General features: G+C 74.0%; 12 protein-coding genes and 2 pseudogenes. 3 read left to right on the top strand and 11 right to left on the bottom strand.

Annotation, left to right across the window (positions count from 1 at the left end; all coding sequences use genetic code 11):
* From BJF77_RS21440 to BJF77_RS05955, 8 genes and pseudogenes are all read right to left on the bottom strand, one after another.
* Positions 1 to 718: PASTA domain-containing protein (locus tag BJF77_RS21440; protein ID WP_255396154.1), on the bottom strand; the 718-nt coding region annotated here is incomplete at its 3' end.
* Between the two features lie 286 nt (positions 719 to 1,004).
* Positions 1,005 to 1,679: pseudogene (locus BJF77_RS21435) on the bottom strand (protein kinase); the annotation flags it as partial.
* Positions 1,680 to 1,757: 78 nt separating this feature from the next.
* A complete protein-coding gene (locus BJF77_RS05980) occupies positions 1,758 to 3,530 on the bottom strand; it encodes a protein kinase (protein ID WP_075871579.1) in 1,773 nt (590 codons plus the stop codon).
* Positions 3,527 to 4,972, bottom strand: a complete 1,446-nt coding sequence (locus tag BJF77_RS05975) for a penicillin-binding protein 2 (protein WP_047805176.1) — start codon at positions 4,970 to 4,972, stop codon at positions 3,527 to 3,529. The genes BJF77_RS05980 and BJF77_RS05975 overlap by 4 nt, the downstream gene beginning before the upstream one ends.
* Positions 4,969 to 6,711 (bottom strand): FtsW/RodA/SpoVE family cell cycle protein, encoded by a 1,743-nt coding sequence (locus tag BJF77_RS05970; RefSeq protein ID WP_075871578.1) that lies wholly within the window; start codon positions 6,709 to 6,711, stop codon positions 4,969 to 4,971. Before BJF77_RS05970 ends, BJF77_RS05975 begins: the two co-directional genes overlap by 4 nt.
* Positions 6,708 to 8,216 (bottom strand): PP2C family serine/threonine-protein phosphatase, encoded by a 1,509-nt coding sequence (locus BJF77_RS05965; RefSeq protein WP_047805174.1) that lies wholly within the window; start codon positions 8,214 to 8,216, stop codon positions 6,708 to 6,710. Before BJF77_RS05965 ends, BJF77_RS05970 begins: the two co-directional genes overlap by 4 nt.
* 3 nt (positions 8,217 to 8,219) lie before the next feature.
* Positions 8,220 to 8,723, bottom strand: coding sequence for an FHA domain-containing protein (locus BJF77_RS05960; protein WP_075871577.1), 504 nt, complete (start codon positions 8,721 to 8,723; stop codon positions 8,220 to 8,222).
* Positions 8,724 to 9,509 carry a DUF3662 and FHA domain-containing protein gene (locus tag BJF77_RS05955; RefSeq protein ID WP_075871576.1) on the bottom strand — a complete coding sequence of 262 codons (786 nt, stop codon included), beginning with the start codon at positions 9,507 to 9,509 and terminating at the stop codon, positions 8,724 to 8,726. It lies immediately after the preceding gene.
* Between the two features lie 159 nt (positions 9,510 to 9,668).
* On the opposite strand from BJF77_RS05955, the gene BJF77_RS05950 reads away from it, so the two are divergent.
* Genes BJF77_RS05950 through rraA form a run of 3 tightly spaced genes read left to right on the top strand, consistent with a single transcriptional unit; the run spans position 9,669 to position 12,484 of the window.
* Positions 9,669 to 10,406 (top strand): PepSY domain-containing protein, encoded by a 738-nt coding sequence (locus BJF77_RS05950; RefSeq protein ID WP_053005213.1) that lies wholly within the window; start codon positions 9,669 to 9,671, stop codon positions 10,404 to 10,406.
* 4 nt (positions 10,407 to 10,410) lie between these two features.
* The gene (locus tag BJF77_RS05945) at positions 10,411 to 11,964 is read left to right on the top strand and encodes an MDR family MFS transporter (protein ID WP_255396153.1); all 1,554 of its coding nucleotides are present in this window, start codon (positions 10,411 to 10,413) and stop codon (positions 11,962 to 11,964) included.
* A 40-nt stretch (positions 11,965 to 12,004) separates the two neighbouring features.
* Complete coding sequence (gene rraA / locus BJF77_RS05940) at positions 12,005 to 12,484, top strand: ribonuclease E activity regulator RraA (protein ID WP_047805170.1); 480 nt, start codon at positions 12,005 to 12,007, stop codon at positions 12,482 to 12,484.
* A gap of 4 nt (positions 12,485 to 12,488) precedes the next feature.
* Here rraA and BJF77_RS05935 read toward each other — a convergent pair whose 3' ends face one another.
* The 3 genes and pseudogenes from BJF77_RS05935 to BJF77_RS05925 all read right to left on the bottom strand — a co-directional run bounded on the left by BJF77_RS05935 (position 12,489) and on the right by BJF77_RS05925 (position 16,793).
* Positions 12,489 to 12,989 carry a GNAT family N-acetyltransferase gene (locus tag BJF77_RS05935; RefSeq protein ID WP_338130222.1) on the bottom strand — a complete coding sequence of 167 codons (501 nt, stop codon included), beginning with the start codon at positions 12,987 to 12,989 and terminating at the stop codon, positions 12,489 to 12,491.
* A 19-nt stretch (positions 12,990 to 13,008) separates the two neighbouring features.
* Positions 13,009 to 14,640 carry an amidohydrolase gene (locus tag BJF77_RS05930; RefSeq protein WP_075871574.1) on the bottom strand — a complete coding sequence of 544 codons (1,632 nt, stop codon included), beginning with the start codon at positions 14,638 to 14,640 and terminating at the stop codon, positions 13,009 to 13,011.
* Positions 14,641 to 14,751: 111 nt separating this feature from the next.
* Positions 14,752 to 16,793 (bottom strand): annotated as a pseudogene (locus BJF77_RS05925) (FAD-dependent oxidoreductase).
* Between the last annotated feature and the right edge of the window lie 64 nt (positions 16,794 to 16,857).

The following is a 16,857-nucleotide window of genomic DNA, read 5'->3' as shown; positions in this document are numbered from 1 at the left end:
TGACGGCCACGGTGAGCGTCACGGTGGCGCCCTGCGGAGCGGACTGGCCCGCGTCCACGCTCTGGTCCACCACCTGTCCGGCCGGCACCCCGGACCGGGCGGTGGTGACGATCTCGGCGGAGAGCCGGACCTCGTCCGCGCCGAGGGCGGCGACGGCCGCCTGGCGGCTCAGGCCCACGAGCTGCGGCACGGTCACCCGTCCCGTGGACACGACGAGCTCCACCTCGGAGCCGCTCGGGACGGTGGTCCCGCCGTCGGGGTCGGTGGCGACCACCGCTCCCTCGGGCACCCAGGAGCTGTTCGCCGTGCGGGTGGACCCGACCTCGAGCCCCGCCGACTCCAGGGCCTCCCGGGCCTGCTCCTCGGAGCGGCCGGCGAGGTCGTCCGGCACCTCCACCTCGGCAGGTCCCCGGGAGACCTCGAGGACGACCGTGGTGCCCTCCTCGACCCGGGTGTCGGCCGCGGGGTCGGTGCCCACCACGTCGCCCTCGGGCACCTCGTCGTCGTAGACCTGCTCGCGCTCGGGCACCAGGTCGGCACTGCGCAGCGCCGTCTCCGCCACCGAGGCGTCCATGCCGGCGACGTAGGGCACCGCCACGAGTGCGGGCCCACCGCGCTGCCCCTGGACCCACTGGAGGGCCACGACGCCGAGGACGGCGAGCAGCGCGAGGACGAGCAGGGCGAGCAGGGCCGTGCGCAGCGGACGCCGCCGCCGCACCGGGGCCGAGCCGTGGCCGGCATCGCCGACCGCCGCCGCGATGCCCGCAGCGGCGGCCGGGGCGACCGCGGGGGGCGTCGGCGCGGGGACGGGGGCCCGGCACGGGCGGCAGCGTCTTCGTGTCCTCGTCCCGCCCCGGCACCGCCCGCAGGGACTGTGTGGCCTCGAGGTCCTCCGGCACGGCCGGGCGCAGCTCCCGCAGGGCCCGGCGCATCTGCCCGGCGTCCTGGAAACGGGCCTCGCGGTCCTTGTCCAGGGCCCTGGCCATGAACTCGTCCACCCGATGCCCGATCCGTGGGTCGAGCTCGGACGGGGCGGGCGGACGGTCCCGCACGTGCTGGGCGGCGATGTCCACGGAGGACTCGCCCACGAACGGCGCGCGCCCGGTGAGCATCTCGAAGAGCACGCACGCGGCGGAGTAGAGGTCCGAGCGGGCGTCCACCGACTCACCCCGCGCCTGCTCCGGGGACAGGTACTGCGCCGTCCCCAGGACGGCCTGGGCCTGCGTGAGCGCCGGGGAGGTGTCCTCCACCGCCCGGGCGATCCCGAAGTCCATGACCTTCACCTGGCGCTCCGGGGTGACGATCACGTTCGCCGGCTTGATGTCCCGGTGGACGATCCCGGCCCGGTGGCTGTACTCGAGGGCGTCCAGGATCCCCAGGGTGATGTCCACGGCGTCCCGCGGCGTGACCGCGTCCTCGTGGATCAGCTCCCGCAAGGTCCGGCCGGGCACGTACTCCATCACGATGAACGGCCGGTCCACGCCCTCGTCGGTCCGGGCCAGGATCTCGCCGGTGTCATACACGGAGACGATCGAGTGGTGGTTGAGAGCCGCCACGGACTGCGCCTCCCGCTTGAAGCGCTCGTGGAAGGTCGCGTCCCGGGCCAGCTCGGGCCGGAGCACCTTGATCGCCACCCGCCGGCCGAGCCGCAGGTCCCGTCCCACGTGGACCGTGGCCATCCCGCCGCGCCCGATCGTCTCGCCCACCTCGTAGCGGTCGTTGATCAGAGGGGGAACCACGTTGCGGGCCGGCACGGCTCAGCCCTCCTGGCCGGGTCCGGTGGGCGTCGCGGTGGGAGGCGCGGAGGGCGTCGGGGACGGCTCGGCGGTCGGAGCGCTCTCCGGGGCCACGGCCACCCACATCTCGATGGTGTCGCCGGGGCGGACGGTCGAGCCGCCCAGCGGCTGGGTGCGCAGCACCGTGCCCGGCGCGGCGTCCTCGGTGGGCTCGTCGTACCGGATGATGTTCACCCCGAGCAGCCGGATCTCGTCGATCAGCGGATCCGCCTGCTGTCCGACCATCCCGGAGGGCAGCTCCACGGTGTCGGGTCCGGTGGAGAAGGACACCGTGACCGTGGCCCCCCGCTGCACCTGGCCGACGGGGCTCACGGACAGGACCGTGTTCTCCTCCTGGTCCGAGGTCTGGCCCTGCCGCTCGACCCGGAAGCCGAGGTCGGAGAGCTCCTGCACCACGTCGTCGACCGGGCGGCCCTCGTACCGGGCCGCGAGGACCTCCACGGTCTCCGCAGCGTCCGCGGGCGGGGCGGTCGTCTCCTCCGGCACGACCGTGGTGGAGACCGTGCCCGTGGGGGTCGGCTCCGGCGCCACGGTCTCGGGCTGCCGGAGGAGGAAGAACCACAGCAGCCCGGCGAGCAGGGCCAGCGTCAGCAGCACGCCCAGCAGCCAGGCCCACGCGGAGCCCCGTTCGCGGCGGGGCCCCGCCGGCGGAACCGGGTCCGCCGCAGAAGCACCGCCGCCCGGCGCGCGGGAAGGCTCGACGACGTCCAGCTCGGCCGTGATGGGCCGCGCCGGCCCGGCCGCGGCGGCGACCCCGGCGCCGGCCGCCGCAGCCCCGGCCGCCCGGGCGGTGCTGTCCCGCTCCAGCAGCCGGGTCGGCGCGTCGGCGACGGGCTCGAAGGCCTGGGTGGCCTCGTCGTCGGGCAGGTCGAGGAAGGCCCGCATCCCGGGCACGGCGGAGACCGCCGCGGCCTCGTCCCCGCGCCGGAGCGCGTCCACGGCGGTGGCGAGGGCCCCCGCCGTGGCCGGGCGGTCCTTGGGGTCCTTGGCGAGCATCGACATCACGAGGGCCTGCACCGGGTCCGGCACGTCCTCGGGCAGTGCGGGCGGCGGGTCGTTGACCTGGGCGAGGGCGATCGCGATCTGCGACTCCCCGGTGAAGGGCCGGCGTCCGGCCAGGCACTCGTAGCCGATGATGCCCAGGGAGTAGATGTCCGAGGAGCCCGTGGCGGTCTGGCCCGTGGCCTGTTCCGGGGCGAGGTACTGGGCGGTGCCCATCACCTGGCCGGTGGCCGTGAGGGGCACCTGGTCCGCGAGGCGGGCGATCCCGAAGTCCGTGACCTTCACCCGGTTGTCCGGGGTGATGATCAGGTTGCCGGGCTTCACGTCGCGGTGCACCAGGCCCTGCGCGTGCGCGGCCGCGAGCGCCCGTGCCGTCTGCCCGATGTAGTTGAGCACCGTGTCGGCATCCAGGGTCTTCCGCCGCTCGATGATGTTGGACAGCGGCTCGCCCGGGACGAGCTCCATGACGAGGAAGGCCGAGCCCTCCTCCTCGCCGTAGTCGAAGACGTTCGCGACACCGGGGTGGTTCAGCAGGGCGGTGTGCCGCGCCTCCGCGCGGAAGCGCTGCAGGAAGTTCGGGTCCCCGTTGTACTCCTCCTTGAGGATCTTCACGGCGACGATGCGGCCCAGGACCCGGTCCTTGGCCTTCCACACCTCTCCCATGCCGCCGATCGCGATCCGATCGGTCAGTGCGTAGCGCCCGCCCAGGACGGTGCTCGACGAAGGTCTCACTTGTTCAACACCGCCTCGAAGAGTTGCTTGGCGCTCGTGGTGGTCAGGCTGGACCCGGTCGCCACGTCCACGTCCTCGAAAACCACGGCGAGGGCGATCTGGGGGTCGTCGGCCGGGGCGAAGCCGGTGAACCAGGAGTCGTTGAGGCCCTCCTCCGAGCCGATCTCGGCGGTGCCCGTCTTGCCGGCCACCTCGACGCCGGGCACGGCCGCACCTCGGGCGATCCCGTCCTCGACGACCTCCACCATCAGGTCGGTGACGGTGTTGGCGACCTCCGCGCTCGTGGAGCGGCGCAGCTGCTCGGGGGTGAACTCGTCGATCACGGACAGATCGGCCGAGCGCACGGTCTCCACGAGCTGGGGCTTCATCATCAGGCCGTCGTTGGCGATGGCGGCGCTCATCATGGCCACCTGCAGGGGCGTGGTGCGCACGTCGTACTGGCCGATGGAGGACAGCGCGAGCTGGGACTCGTTGAGCTCCTCGGGGAAGATCGACGGCGTCACCTTCAGGGGTACGGAGAGGGACTCGCCGTAGCCGAAGTTCTGGGCGGTCCGGCGGATCGCGTCCTCCCCGAGGTCCAGAGCGATCGAGGCGAAGGGGGTGTTGCAGGACTGCTCGAGCGCGAACTCCAGGTCCGCCTCGGTGCGGGCGGTGCACCCTCCGCCCACGTAGTTGGGCAGGGTCACGTCGGTGCCGGGCAGGGGCAGCTCCTGCGGGTTGGGGATCGAGGACTCCGTGGTGTACTCGCCCGACTCCAGGGCCGCCACGGTGTCGATGATCTTGAACGTCGAGGCCGGGGCGTACAGGTCCCCGGAGATCGCGCGGTTGACGAGCGGCTCGGCCGGGTCCGCGTTGAGCCGCTCGGCGGCGGCGATCACGGAGCCGGAGTCGTGGGAGGCGAGCTCGTTGGGGTCGTAGCCGGGGCTGGAGACCATGGCGAGGATCGCGCCGGTCTCCGGGTCGAGGGCGACGATCGAGCCCTTGCGTCCCTCCAGCAGCTCCGCGGCGGTCCGTTGCAGCTCCGGGTCGATGGTCAGCTCGACCGACGCGCCGGTGGGCTGGTTGCCGGAGAACATCGAGACCACACGGTCGTAGAACTGTTCGTCGGACGCGCCGGAGAGCTCGTCGCCCAGGGCCGCCTCGAGCCCGGTGGCTCCGTAGACCAGCGAGAAGTAGCCCGTCAGGTGTCCGTACAGCAGCGGGTCGGTGTAGACGCGCTGGTACTCGAAGTCGTCGTCCGAGGGCGTGGAGGAGGCCTTCGCGTCGCCGTCCACGAGGATCGCCCCGCGGTCCGCGCCGAACTGGTCGTAGAGGCTGCGGTTGTTCCACGGGTGGGCCTCGAGGGTCCGCGCCGCGAAGAATTGCACGTAGGTCAGCGCCAGGAGCAGCACGGTGAAGATCGCCACGCCGGCCACCCAGGTGTGTCGGATCGCCCGGTTCACGATGCTCCTCCGTTCTCGGTGCGCCCGGGACCGCCCGGGGTGCGGCGGTCCTGGTCGGTGAGGCGGGACATGGCCTCGGTGGGGGTGCCGTCGTCGTCCGGCCCGTCCTCGGAGACCGGGCGCCCGCCCGGACCGGCGGCCGCGATCGGCTCGGTCGCCCCGGTGTCCCCGGGCACCGCGTGCTGGCGTGCCGTGTCCGGACGCGCGGCCGGCCGTTCGACGGTGCGGCCGTCGGTGCGCTCGTCGGTGCGCTCCTCCGCGTCCCGGCCCGCTCCGCGCCGGCGCTCCCGGCGCTCGGCGCGCTCCTGCTCGTCCCGCCGCGCGGCCTCCCGCAGGGCGGCCTCGTAGGCGGCGACCTCGGCGAGATCGGCCTCGGTGGCCGGCCCGGTGACCACGGGCCGGCGGGCCGTGTGCGAGATCGCCAGGATGATCGCCGCGATGATCCAGTTGGACAGCAGCGAGGAGCCCCCGGCGGACATGAACGGGGTCGTGAGGCCGGTCAGGGGAATGAGCCGGGTGACGCCGCCCACGACCACGAACAGCTGCAGCACGATGACCGCGGACAGCCCCGCCGCGAGCAGCTTGCCGAAGGCGTCCCGGGTGCCCAGGGCGGCGCGGAACCCGCGGCTGACGAAGAGGAAGAAGAGCATCAGGATCGCGCCGAGCCCGATCAGGCCCAGCTCCTCGCCGAACGCGGTGATGATCATGTCCGAGTTGGCGTAGGAGACGAGGTCCGGCCGGCCCTGGCCCAGGCCCTGCCCGAACAGCCCGCCCGAGGAGAGCCCGAACAGGCCCTGGACGATCTGGGCGGACCCGCCGGGGGCCCGGTTGAAGACCTCCGGGTCGAAGGCGTTGAGCCAGGAGTCCAGGCGCGCCGCCACGTGGCCGAAGACCCGGCTCGCGAGGAAGCCGCCGACGGCCACGAGCAGCAGGCCGATCACGATCCAGCTCAACCGGCTCGTGGCGAGGTAGATCATGGCCAGGAACAGCCCGAAGTACAGGATCGCGGAGCCGAGGTCGCGCTGGAACACCAGCACGCCGATGGCCACCAGCCAGGCGGCGAACATGGGGGCCATGTCCCGGAACCGCGGCAGCCGCACGGGACCGAGCTTCTTGCCGGCCAGGAGGATGAGGTCGCGGTTGGTCGAGAGGTAGCCGGCGAAGAAGACGGCCAGGGTGATCTTCGCGACCTCGCCCGGCTGGAAGGTGCGCCCGCCCACGGAGATCCAGATCCGGGCGCCGTTGAGCTCCACACCGAGCCCCGGCAGCAGGGGCAGGAGCAGGAGCAGGCCGCTGAGCACCAGGGAGATGTAGGTGATCCGGCGCAGCACCCGATGGTCCTTGAGGAACCAGAGCACCAGGCCGGCGGCGGTCATCGCCAGCCCCGTCCACAGCACCTGGGACTGCGCGGCGGACTGGTCGGTGGTGAGGTCGATGCGGTGGATCATGGCGATGCCGAGGCCGTTGAGGGCCACCACGATGGGCAGCACGTAGGGGTCCGCGTACGTGGCCCGCAGACGGACCACCAGGTGCAGGAGCAGCGCGCCGACGCCCAGGACCAGGCCGGAGACCAGGATGTGCGGGTCCCCGGTGCCGAGCTGGTCCGGGTCCACGAGGATGTTGGCGCCCACGCCGATGGCCACGGCCACGACCAGCAGCAGCAGCTCGGTGAGCCGCCGCGGCTTCTGCCGGGCCTCGGCGGGCTCCTCGGGGGAGCGGGTTCCGGCGGTGGAGCTCATCGGTCACCTCCGGGGCTCGCGGCGGGCGACGCCGTGGGGGACGCGTCCTGGGCCGTGGTGGGCGAGGAGGTGGCCCGGCGGACGGTGCCGGTGGGGCGCGGCTCCGCCCCGGGGCCGGCGCCCGGGGCGGACTCGCGCAGCTCCTGCACGATCCGCAAGGCCTCCTCCAGGCTCCCCGCCGGGATGGCGTTGCGGACCCGCTCCTGGGTGTAGCCGGGCAGGTCCTCGACCCGCAGGTCAGTGGTCCGCTCCAGGTCGCTGAGGCTCACGGGGCCCAGCGACTGGGAGACCCCGCTGTAGATGGCCACGCTGCCCTGCTGCTCGCCCACGTAGTACTGGGAGTTGATCCAGTTCGTCGTCAGCCACCCGCCGGCCACCAGCAGCAGCCCGACCGTGGCCAGGGCGAGCACGGTGAACGCGCGCCGGTTCCGGCGCCGGCGCGGGGACGGGGCCGTGGCCTCCGCCCGGTGCAGCGCCGACTCGACCTCCTGGGGATCGGCCAGGGTGTCCGGCGCGGAGGTCTGCAGCAGGGTCGCGCGGCGCTGCAGGATGCTGTCGCTCACCGTGGGGATGCGCCCGGTCTGGGTGGCGTTGGCGGCGGCGCCCACCAGCAGGTGCGGACGGGCCGCGAGGTCGCGGCGAAGCACCGCGGCGGAGGACTCCGCGGACTCCGGGCCGGCGGCCGCATCCCCGGTCAGCTCGTCCGAGGTCCGGGCGAAGCCGGGGTCCGGGACCGCGCCGCGCGCCTCGCCGGTCTGCGGCGCGACCGGGGCGTCGTCGTCGGTCGCGAACACCTGCACCACCACCACGGTGACGTTGTCCGGTGCCCCGCGGTCCAGGGTCAGCTCCACGAGGGTGTCCACGATCTGGTTGAGGTCGTCCCCGGAGCGCAGCACGGACTCGATGGTCTCGGGCCGGACCACGGCGTTGAGCCCGTCCGAGCACAGCAGCCACCGTTCGCCGATCTCGGGGCGGACGGTCTCCACCTCGATCTCGGGGGAGGCGTCCACGTCCCCGAGCACGCGCATCAGGACGTTCTTGTGGGGGTGGGACTCCGCCTCGTCCGGGCGCAGCCGTCCCTCGTCGATGAGCCGCTGCACGAACGTGTGGTCCCGGGTGATTTGGTGGAACTCGTCCCCGCGCAGCCGGTAGGCCCGCGAGTCGCCGATGTGGGCGACGACGATCTCGTCCTCGTCGGCCAGCAGCGCCGTGACGGTGGTCCCCATCCCGCCGAGGCGGGGGTTGCCCAGGACCAGCCGGGCCAGGTTCTGGTTGGCGTTCTGGATCTCGTCCGCGAGCACGGTGGCGCCGTCGCCGTGGTGCCCCGGCCGGTCGAGGGAGGTGAGGTCCATGACCGCGGACGCGGAGGCGACGTCCCCGCCCACGTGCCCGCCCATGCCGTCGGCGACCACCGCGAGGTGCCGGCCCGCGTAGGCGGAGTCGTCGTTCTTCGAACGGACCCTGCCCACGTCGGAGCGCGCGGCGTAGCGGAAGGCGATCGCCATGCGTCAGGACCTCAGTTCCAGGACGGTCTTGCCCACCCGGAACGGGGTCCCGGCGTCGAGGGGCACGGCCCGGGAGAGGCGCTGCTGGCCCACGAAGGTGCCGTTGGTGGAACCGAGGTCCTCGAGGAACCAGCGGGAGCCCTGCGGGAAGAGCCGGGCATGTCGCCCGGAGGCGTAGTCGTCGCCGAGGGGGACGGTGGCCTCGGGGGAGCGGCCCAGCAGGACGGGGGCGTTGCCCAGGGCGTAGCTGTGGCCCTGCAGCGGGCCCTCCAGCACCGCGAGGGTCTGCGGGCGGGAGCGCTGCTGGCCCGTGCCGGGACCGGCGGCGGGCGGCGCGGTCGGCTCGGGAGCCGCCGGTGCGGCCGCGGCGCGGGACCGGCCCAGGACGGCCGGGAGCTTCCCGCCGACTGCCAGGTCACGACCCTGGCTGGCCACGATGCTGAAGATGAAGATCCAGAGGAGGGCCAGGAACCCGAAGCGGAGGAGGGTGACGGTCAGCTCGGACATTCAGCGGTTCCCCTTCGGGGTCAGGAGGCGGAACGTGATCCGGGTCCGTCCCATGGTGATCACGGAACCGTTGACCAGCTCGGAGCGGCCGATCACCCGCTCCCCGTCCACGTAGGAACCGTTGGTCGAGCCGAGGTCCACGGCCAGGAAGTGCTCGCCCTGCCGGCGGATCTCGAGGTGCTTGCGGGACACCCCGGTGTCCTCCACGGTGATGTCCGCCTCGGCGGACCGGCCCAGCACGATCGAGTCCGCGTTGATGGAGAACCGTTCGCCCTCGACGTCGAGCACCGGGATCCAGCGCCGCGCGGACGCGGCCTGCGCGGGCGCGGCCTGCGTGGGCTCGTCCTCCGGGTCCCGGTGGCCGCGGGCGATCCGGTGCCCGCTCGGGGTGGCCGGCGTGTTCGGGGACTCGGCGGTGCGCTGCGCCGAGGAGTGCACGCGGAACTCGCCGGCCTCGACCTCGGGGTTGTGGGTGAAGGAGACCTTCACCGCTCCCTGCAGCGTGTAGGCCTGGCTGCGCGCGTGCTTGATCACGACGTCGCACAGCTCCTCGGCCAGCGGCGTGCCCCAGTCCTGGGCGCGGGGGAAGTCCTCGTCGGAGAACTCCACGACGAACACGTTGGGGGCCATGGTCCGCCCGGCGGAGATCGTGAAGGCCTCCTGGTCGAGCTCGCGGCGCAGTGCGCTGGCGATCTCGACCGCCTCCACCCGTTTGCGGGAGCCCGTGGTGAAGGCGGCGCGGACGGCCTTCTCGATGTTCTTCTCGAGGCTTTCGAGGAATCCCATGCCGCCTCCTTCCTGGCGTCGATCGCGGTGTGCATGCCCCCGGTCTCGGGTCAGGCGCTCTCCAGGATAGTAGACGTGGTGCCTGGGAGCCGCGTCGACGGCGGCAGGCGCGGCGGCGGACCCCTTGCCAGGACGCCGCGCCGGGGGAAGAATCCTGGTATGAAGCACACTGATCAAAAGGCCCTGTCCCTGACCGCGCTCGCGCTCTCGGCGCTGCTGCTCGCCGGGTGCGGTGACGGCGGCGGTGGTGGCGACGGAGGTGGGGCGGAGGCCACGGACGGAGCCGCGACCAGCGCTCCCGCCGAGCCCACCGGCACCGGGGACCCGGCGACCGGCGCCGGGAGCCCCTCGGCCACGCCGTCGGGCACGGCGACCGGCGACGAGAGCCCGTCCGCGACGCCCTCGGGCACGGCCACCGCCGACGGGAGCCCCGGCGCCTCACCGTCGGGCACCGCCACCTCGACCTCCTCGCCGGAGACCGGGGGCGAGGCCGCCGCCGTGGTGGGCGCGGTCGTCGCCGCCGAGGAGGCCGTGACGGGAGGCCAGGTGTTCGAGATCGACCGCAAGGACGGCGAGGAGGGCTGGGAGGTCAAGCTCGCCGTCGGCGACCGGGAGAAGGAGGTCGACGTCTCCCAGGACGGCTCCGAGGTCACCCCCCAGGAGGGCGACGACCAGCTGGACCAGGAGGACCGCGAGCGGGTCGCCCAGGTCCAGGTCCCGCTGGAGGACGCCGTCCGGACCGCGCTGGACGAGGTGGACGGCACGCTCGACGGCGCCCAGCTCGACACGGAGGACGGCACCACCGTCTGGGAGGTCGACGTCGACGACCCCGACGGGACGTCCGTGGACGTGTACGTCAACGTGGCCAACGGCTCCGTCGTCAAGGTCGATCGCTGACCCGGTGACAGGAGCCCCGGGGCGTTCCGGGCAGCGGCAGCTGCGGCTCACGTTCCTCGGCCTGCTGATGGCCGTGCTGCTGGCCGCCCTCGACCAGACCATCGTGGCCACCGCCCTGCCCGCGATCGTCGGGGACCTCGACGGGCTGGACCGCATCTCGTGGGTGGTCACGGCGTACGTGCTGGCGGCCACGGTGGGCCTGCCGGTCTACGGGAAGCTGGGCGACCTCTACGGGCGCAAGCGGATCTTCCTCGTGGCCGTGGTGGTCTTCCTCCTGGGCTCGGTCCTGGCCGGCGCCGCCCAGGACATGACGCAGCTCATCGTGTTCCGTGCCCTGCAGGGCCTCGGCGGCGGAGGTCTGCTGATCGGGGCGCAGGCGATCATCGCGGACCTCGTCCCGGCGCGCGAGCGCGGGAAGTACATGGGCGTGATCGGGGCGGCCTTCGGCCTCGCCTCGGTGAGCGGGCCGCTGCTGGGCGGGTTCCTCACCGACCTCGTGAGCTGGCGCTGGGTGTTCTGCATCAACCTGCCGCTGGGCCTGGTCACGCTCGTGTTCATCCCGCGCTTCCTGCACCTGCCGCACGTCCCGCGCGGTCGCGTGCGGCTGGACGTGCTCGGGACCGCGCTGCTGGCCGCGGGCAGCGTCGCGTTCGTGCTGCTGACCACCTGGGCCGGCACCGTCCACCCCTGGGCGAGCCCGCCGACCCTCGGGCTGGCCGGGGCGGTCGCCGTGCTGACGGGGATGTTCGTACTGGTCGAGCGCCGTGCCGCGGAACCCATCATCCCGCTGCACCTGTTCCGGGTGCGCAACTTCGTGGTGCCCACGGCGGCGGCCGTCGGGATGGGCGTGATCATGTTCGCCACGATCACCTACCTGCCCACGTACCTGCAGATGGTGGAGGGCGCCTCGGCCACGGCGGCCGGTCTGATGATGATCCCCGTGACGGCCGGGATGCTCGCCGGCACCATCGGCACGGGGCGGCGCATCGCGCGCACCGGCCGCTACCGGCTGTGGCCGGTCCTGGGCTCGGCGGTGATGGCCGCGGGCCTCGTGCTGCTCTCCACGATCAACGAGAGCACCCCCTACGCGCTGACGGCCACCGGCATGGCCGTGATCGGTCTGGGGATCGGCTGTCTCCTGCAGAACCTCGTGCTGATCGTGCAGAACGCCGTGCCGCCGGCGGACGTGGGGGCCGCGACGTCCGCCTCGAACTACTTCCGGCAGACCGGCGCCTCCTTCGGGATCGCGGTGTTCGGCTCGGTGTTCGTCGCCCGGCTCGACGGCGCCCTCGGGGACGTCTCGTCCCCGGCCGGGGCCGACGTCAACGCGCTGAGCCCGCAGGTGCTCGCCTCCCTGTCCGCCCCGGCGCAGGAGGCGGTGGCCCAGGCCTTCGCCCAGGCCCTGCCTCCGCTCTACCTGTGGGGGCTGCCGGTGGCCGCGGCGTGCCTGGTGCTGTCCCTGCTGATCGAGGACCTCCCGCTGGGCACGGCCACCGGCTCCACCGCCGCGGGGGCGGAGGAGCGCGCGGCGGCCCGCCCGCCGGGCGCCGCTGACTAGGCTGGCACCGAGACCGCCACCGCATGCCGAGGAGCAGCAGATGACCGATCCGCGCCCGTTCACCACCGCCGACCTCTACGACGAGCGCGGGGAGCAGCTGATGTCCTGCCCGCGCCAGTTCCTCGACCTGGGCGGGGTGCGCGCCTTCACCGGCACGGTCCGCACGGTGCGCTGCTTCCAGGACAACGGCCTCGTCAAGGCGGTGCTCAACTCCCCGGGTGACGGGGCGGTCCTGGTGGTGGACGGGCACGGCTCGATGGGCACCGCCCTCATGGGGGACATGATCGCGGAGTCCGCCGTGCGCAACGGCTGGGCCGGCGTCATCGTCAACGGTCCGGTCCGGGACCGGGTCGCCCTCGCCGGGCTGCCCCTGGGGGTCAAGGCGCTGGGCTCCAACCCGCGCAAGTCCGCCAAGGACGGCGTCGGGGAGCAGGACGTGCCGGTCGTCATCGAGGGCGTGACCTTCCGCCCCGGCCGCACCGTGTGGGCGGACGAGGACGGGATCCTGGTCGAGAGCTGAGCGCCTACCGGCGCATGGGCACGTGCGGGATGCCGTCCTCGAGGAAGGTCTCCCCGGCGCGCGCGAAGCCGAACCGCCCGTACCAGCCCTCCAGGTGGGCCTGGGCGTCGAGGACGACCGGGGCCGGACCGCAGCGGGCCAGCGCCGCGCGCAGCAGGGCGGCGGAGAGACCCTGCCCGCGCGCGTCCGCGGCCGTGGCCACGCGGCCGATCCGCAGCAGCGCGGACCCGTCCGGAGTGTCCTCCACGAGCAGCCGCAGCGTCGAGAGCACCCGCCCGTCCCGCTCGATCCAGCCGTGCCGGCAGCCGGGCTCGAGGTCCCGGCCGTCGAGCTCGGGATAGGGGCAGGCCTGCTCCACGACGAACACGTCGGTGCGCAGCCGCAGGAGGCCGTACAGCTGGGCGGAGGACAGCTCGGCCGCGGTCGCCCAGCGCACGGGCGGGGGCACGGGACCCGGGCGCCCGCCCACGGAGTCGGTCACGGAGTCGGTCACGGAGTCGTCCACGGGGCAGCAGGCTACCGGCTCAACCGGCCCGGTGGGTGAGGCGGCCGCCGCGCCACGTGGCGCGCACGCCGATGTGCTCCACCGACTCCCCGCGCCGGTGCACCTCCACCGGGTCCTGCTCGAGCACCACCAGGTCCGCCTGCTTGCCGACGGCGAGGGACCCGATCCGGTCGGCCATGCCCAGGGCGGCCGCGGCCTCGGAGGTGTAGGCGGCCAGTGCCTCCATGACGTCCAGCCGCTCGGCGGCGGGGCCGAAGCGGCGTCCGTCCCCGTCGAGGCGGTCGGTCCAGGCCTGGACGGAGCGCAGCACGTCGCCGTCGGCGACCGGGCGGTCGGAGCTGCCCGCGATCCGCACGCCCGCGTCGAGGAAGCTGCGGCCCCGGTAGGTCCAGTCCGTGCGCTGCGGGCCCAGCAGCCGGCGGAACTGCACGGCCATGGGGCGCAGGAAGCCGATCTGCGGGGTGACGCAGATCCCGGCGGCGGCGAGCCGCGCGAGCTGGTCGGGGCGGGTGATGCTGGCGTGCTCGATCCGGTTGGGGAAGCGGCGGCGCCCGTGCGCGTCCTGGCACCCGGTGATCACGTCGATCGCGAAGTCGATGGCCCGGTCCCCGATCGCGTGGGCGGCCACCGACCAGCCCGCCCGGTAGGCCTCCCGGACCGCCGCCGCCATCTGCTCGGGGTTCTCCTGGAAGTACCCCGTGGAGTGCCCGCTGCCGCAGAACGCCTCGGTCACCGCGGCGGTCTCCCCGAGCAGCGAGCCGTCGACGAAGACCTTCACCGGCCCCAGCACGAGCTCGTCGTCGCCGAACCCGGTGCGCAGCCCGAGGTCCAGCCCGCGGGCGGAGCCGTCCCCCAGCCCGCCGATCTCGTGCAGCACGTCCAGCACGGGCATCACCTGCGCGCGGGCGTGCAGGGCGCCCTCCTCGCGGGCCCGCTGGTAGGCCAGCAGCTCGGCCGGGTTGTGCCCGATCCAGCCGCCGCCGATCCCGGCCTCCGCGAACGTGGTGATGCCCTCGGCGGCGTAGCGGGCGGTGGCGCGATCGAGGGCGGCCACGATCTTGCCCAGCGGGTACGGGCGGAACAGCTCCTGGACCATCGCCTGGGCCGTCTCCTCGACCAGGCCGGTGGTCCGCCCGGCGTCGTCGCGCACCACTCGCCCGCCCACCGGATCCGGGGTGCCGGGGGTGAGCACCCCGGCACGGCGCAGCGCCTCCGAGTTCACCACCGCGGCGTGGCCGGACGTGTGCCGCACGAACAGCGGCGTGCTGCCGGTGATGCGGTCCAGGACGTCGATGTCGGGCAGGGCCCCGCCCACGGTGGCCGGGTAGAAGCCGGTGGCCATGAGCCACTCCTCGTCCCGCGGCTTGGCGGCCATGCCCCGCTCCAGGGCATCGTAGAGCCGGTCCAGGGAGGTGCATCCGGACAGGTCCACCTCGGCGAGGCCCAGCCCGAACCACGTGGTGTGGCAGTGCGCGTCCACGAACCCGGGCAGCACCGTGGCCCCGCCCAGGTCCACGGTCTCGGCCGCCGGGACTCCGGGGTCGTCGAGGACCACGATCCGCCCTCCGTGCACCCCCAGGCTCGACGCCCGCGGCCGGGCGGGGTCCATCGTGCGGACCGTGGCGTTGACGAGCAGGAGATCGAGCTGCATGGAGGTCCTTTCCGCGGGGCTGGTCCCATCGTGGCACCCCGGGCCCGGTCCCGCACGGCACCCGTGCCGCGCCGGTGCCGCCCCCCGCCGGGGTCCCGGGACGGGGACCGGTCAGCCGATGGCGGCGACGAGCTCCGTGGCCTGGCGGATCGCCCGCTTGGCGTCCAGCTCGGCCGCCACGTCCGCCCCGCCGATGAGGTGCACCGGTACGGCGCCGGCGTCGTGGCCGGCGGCGAGCAGCGCGTCGTGCAGCTGCCGCAGCGGCTCCTGTCCGGTGCACAACACCACGGTGTCCACGGCGAGCACCTGCTCCACGGCCGCGGCGCCGTCGGGTCCGGGGACGGCGAGGTGCAGCCCGTCGTCGTCGATCCGCCGGTAGCTCACGCCGCTGAGGGTGCGCACGCCCCCGGCCTTGAGCGAGGCCCGGTGGATCCACCCCGTGGTGCGGCCCAGGCCGGCCCCGGGCTTGCCGGGGGAGCGCTGCAGCAGCGTCACCTCGCGGGCAGGGCGCGGCGGTGCGGGCGGGACCAGGCCGCCGCGGGCGGCGAGCGTGGTGTCCACCCCCCATGCCCGGTAGAAGTCGGTCCCGGTGCCGGGGGAGTGCAGCAGGTACTCGGCGACGTCGAAGCCGATCCCCCCGGCGCCCAGGACGGCGACCCGCCGCCCGACCGGTGCGCCGTGCTGCAGGACGTCCCGGTAGCCCACGACCGAGGGGTGGTCCACGCCCTCGATCGCGGGCACCCGCGGCACCACGCCGGTGGCGAGCACCACCCGGTCGAAGCCGTCCAGGTGCGCGGGCGTGGCGGGCGTCCCCAGCCGCACGTCCACCCCGAGCTCCGCCAGCCGCACGCCGTAGTAGCGCAGGGTCTCGCCGTACTCCTCCTTGCCGGGGATGCGCAGGGCCATGCAGAACTGCCCGCCGATGTGCTCCTCGGCCTCGAACAGCGTCACGGCGTGGCCGGCTTCCGCGGCGCCGACCGCGAAGGCGAGCCCGGCGGGGCCGGCCCCGACCACGCCGATCCGCTCGGCCCGGCGGGTGGGCCCCAGGCGCAGCAGCGTCTCGTGGCCCGCCCGCGGATTGACCAGGCAGGAGGCGGTGCGCCCGGCGAAGGTGTGGTCCAGGCAGGCCTGGTTGCAGGCGATGCAGGTGTTGATGGCGTCGGCGCGGCCCCGCGCGCCTTGGCCACGAAGTCCGGGTCCGCGAGCAGCGGCCGGGCGAGGGAGACCATGTCGGCGTCGCCCTCCGCGAGGACCCGCTCCGCCGTCTCCGGGGTGTTGATGCGGTTCACCGCGACCAGCGGGATCCCGACCTCGCCCTTCAGCCGGCGCGTCACCCAGGAGAAGCCGCCCCGGGGGACCACCGTGGCGATGGTGGGGATCCGGGCCTCGTGCCAGCCGATGCCGGTGTTGAGCAGCGTGGCCCCGGCGGCCTCGACCGCCCGCGCCAGCTCCACGACCTCCTCGACCGTGGAGCCGCCCGGGACCAGGTCCAGCATCGACAGCCGGTAGATCAGCAGGAACTCCGGGCCCGTGCGCTCGCGGACGCGGCGGACGATCTCGACGGGCAGGCGCATCCGGTTCGCCCAGCACCCGCCCCACTCGTCGGTGCGGTGGTTGGTCTCGGCGGCGACGAACTCGTTGATGAGGTAGCCCTCGGAGCCCATGATCTCCACGCCGTCGTAGCCGGCCTCCCGGGCCCGGGCCGCGGTGCGGGCGAAGTCCTCGATGGTCCGCTCGATCTCCTCGCCGGTGAGCTCGTGCGGGACCACCGGGCTGATGGGGGCGCGCAGCGGGCTGGGGGCCACCGCGGCCGGGGCCTTGGCGTAGCGGCCGGAGTGCAGGATCTGCAGCGCGATCCGCCCGCCCTCGGCGTGCACGGCCTCGGTCACCAGGCGGTGCCGAGCCACCTCCTCGGGGGTGCGCAGGAGGGCGCCGCCGGCGCGGGTGGCGCCCTCGGGATTGGGCCCGACGCCGCCCGTGACGATGAGCCCGACGCCGCCGCGCACCCGTTCCGCGTAGAACGCCGCGAGCCGCTCGAACCCGCCGGGCTGCTCCTCGAGTCCGGTGTGCATCGAGCCCATGAGCACCCGGTTCGGCAGGGTCGTGCCGCCCAGCTGCAGGGGCGACAGCAGGTGCGGATAGGGCAGATTCATCCGATACTCCTCGTCTCAGGTACCTGGGTCACCGTAGGCGAGAAGTGATGCACGCCACAAGTTC

Origin of the sequence: Kocuria sp. CNJ-770, from assembly GCF_001942375.1 — a bacterium.
In the GTDB taxonomy this organism is placed as follows: domain Bacteria; phylum Actinomycetota; class Actinomycetes; order Actinomycetales; family Micrococcaceae; genus Kocuria; species Kocuria oceani.
The sequence above is the reverse complement of the archived record's forward strand: the minus strand, read 5'-3'. Positions and strand labels throughout refer to the sequence as shown.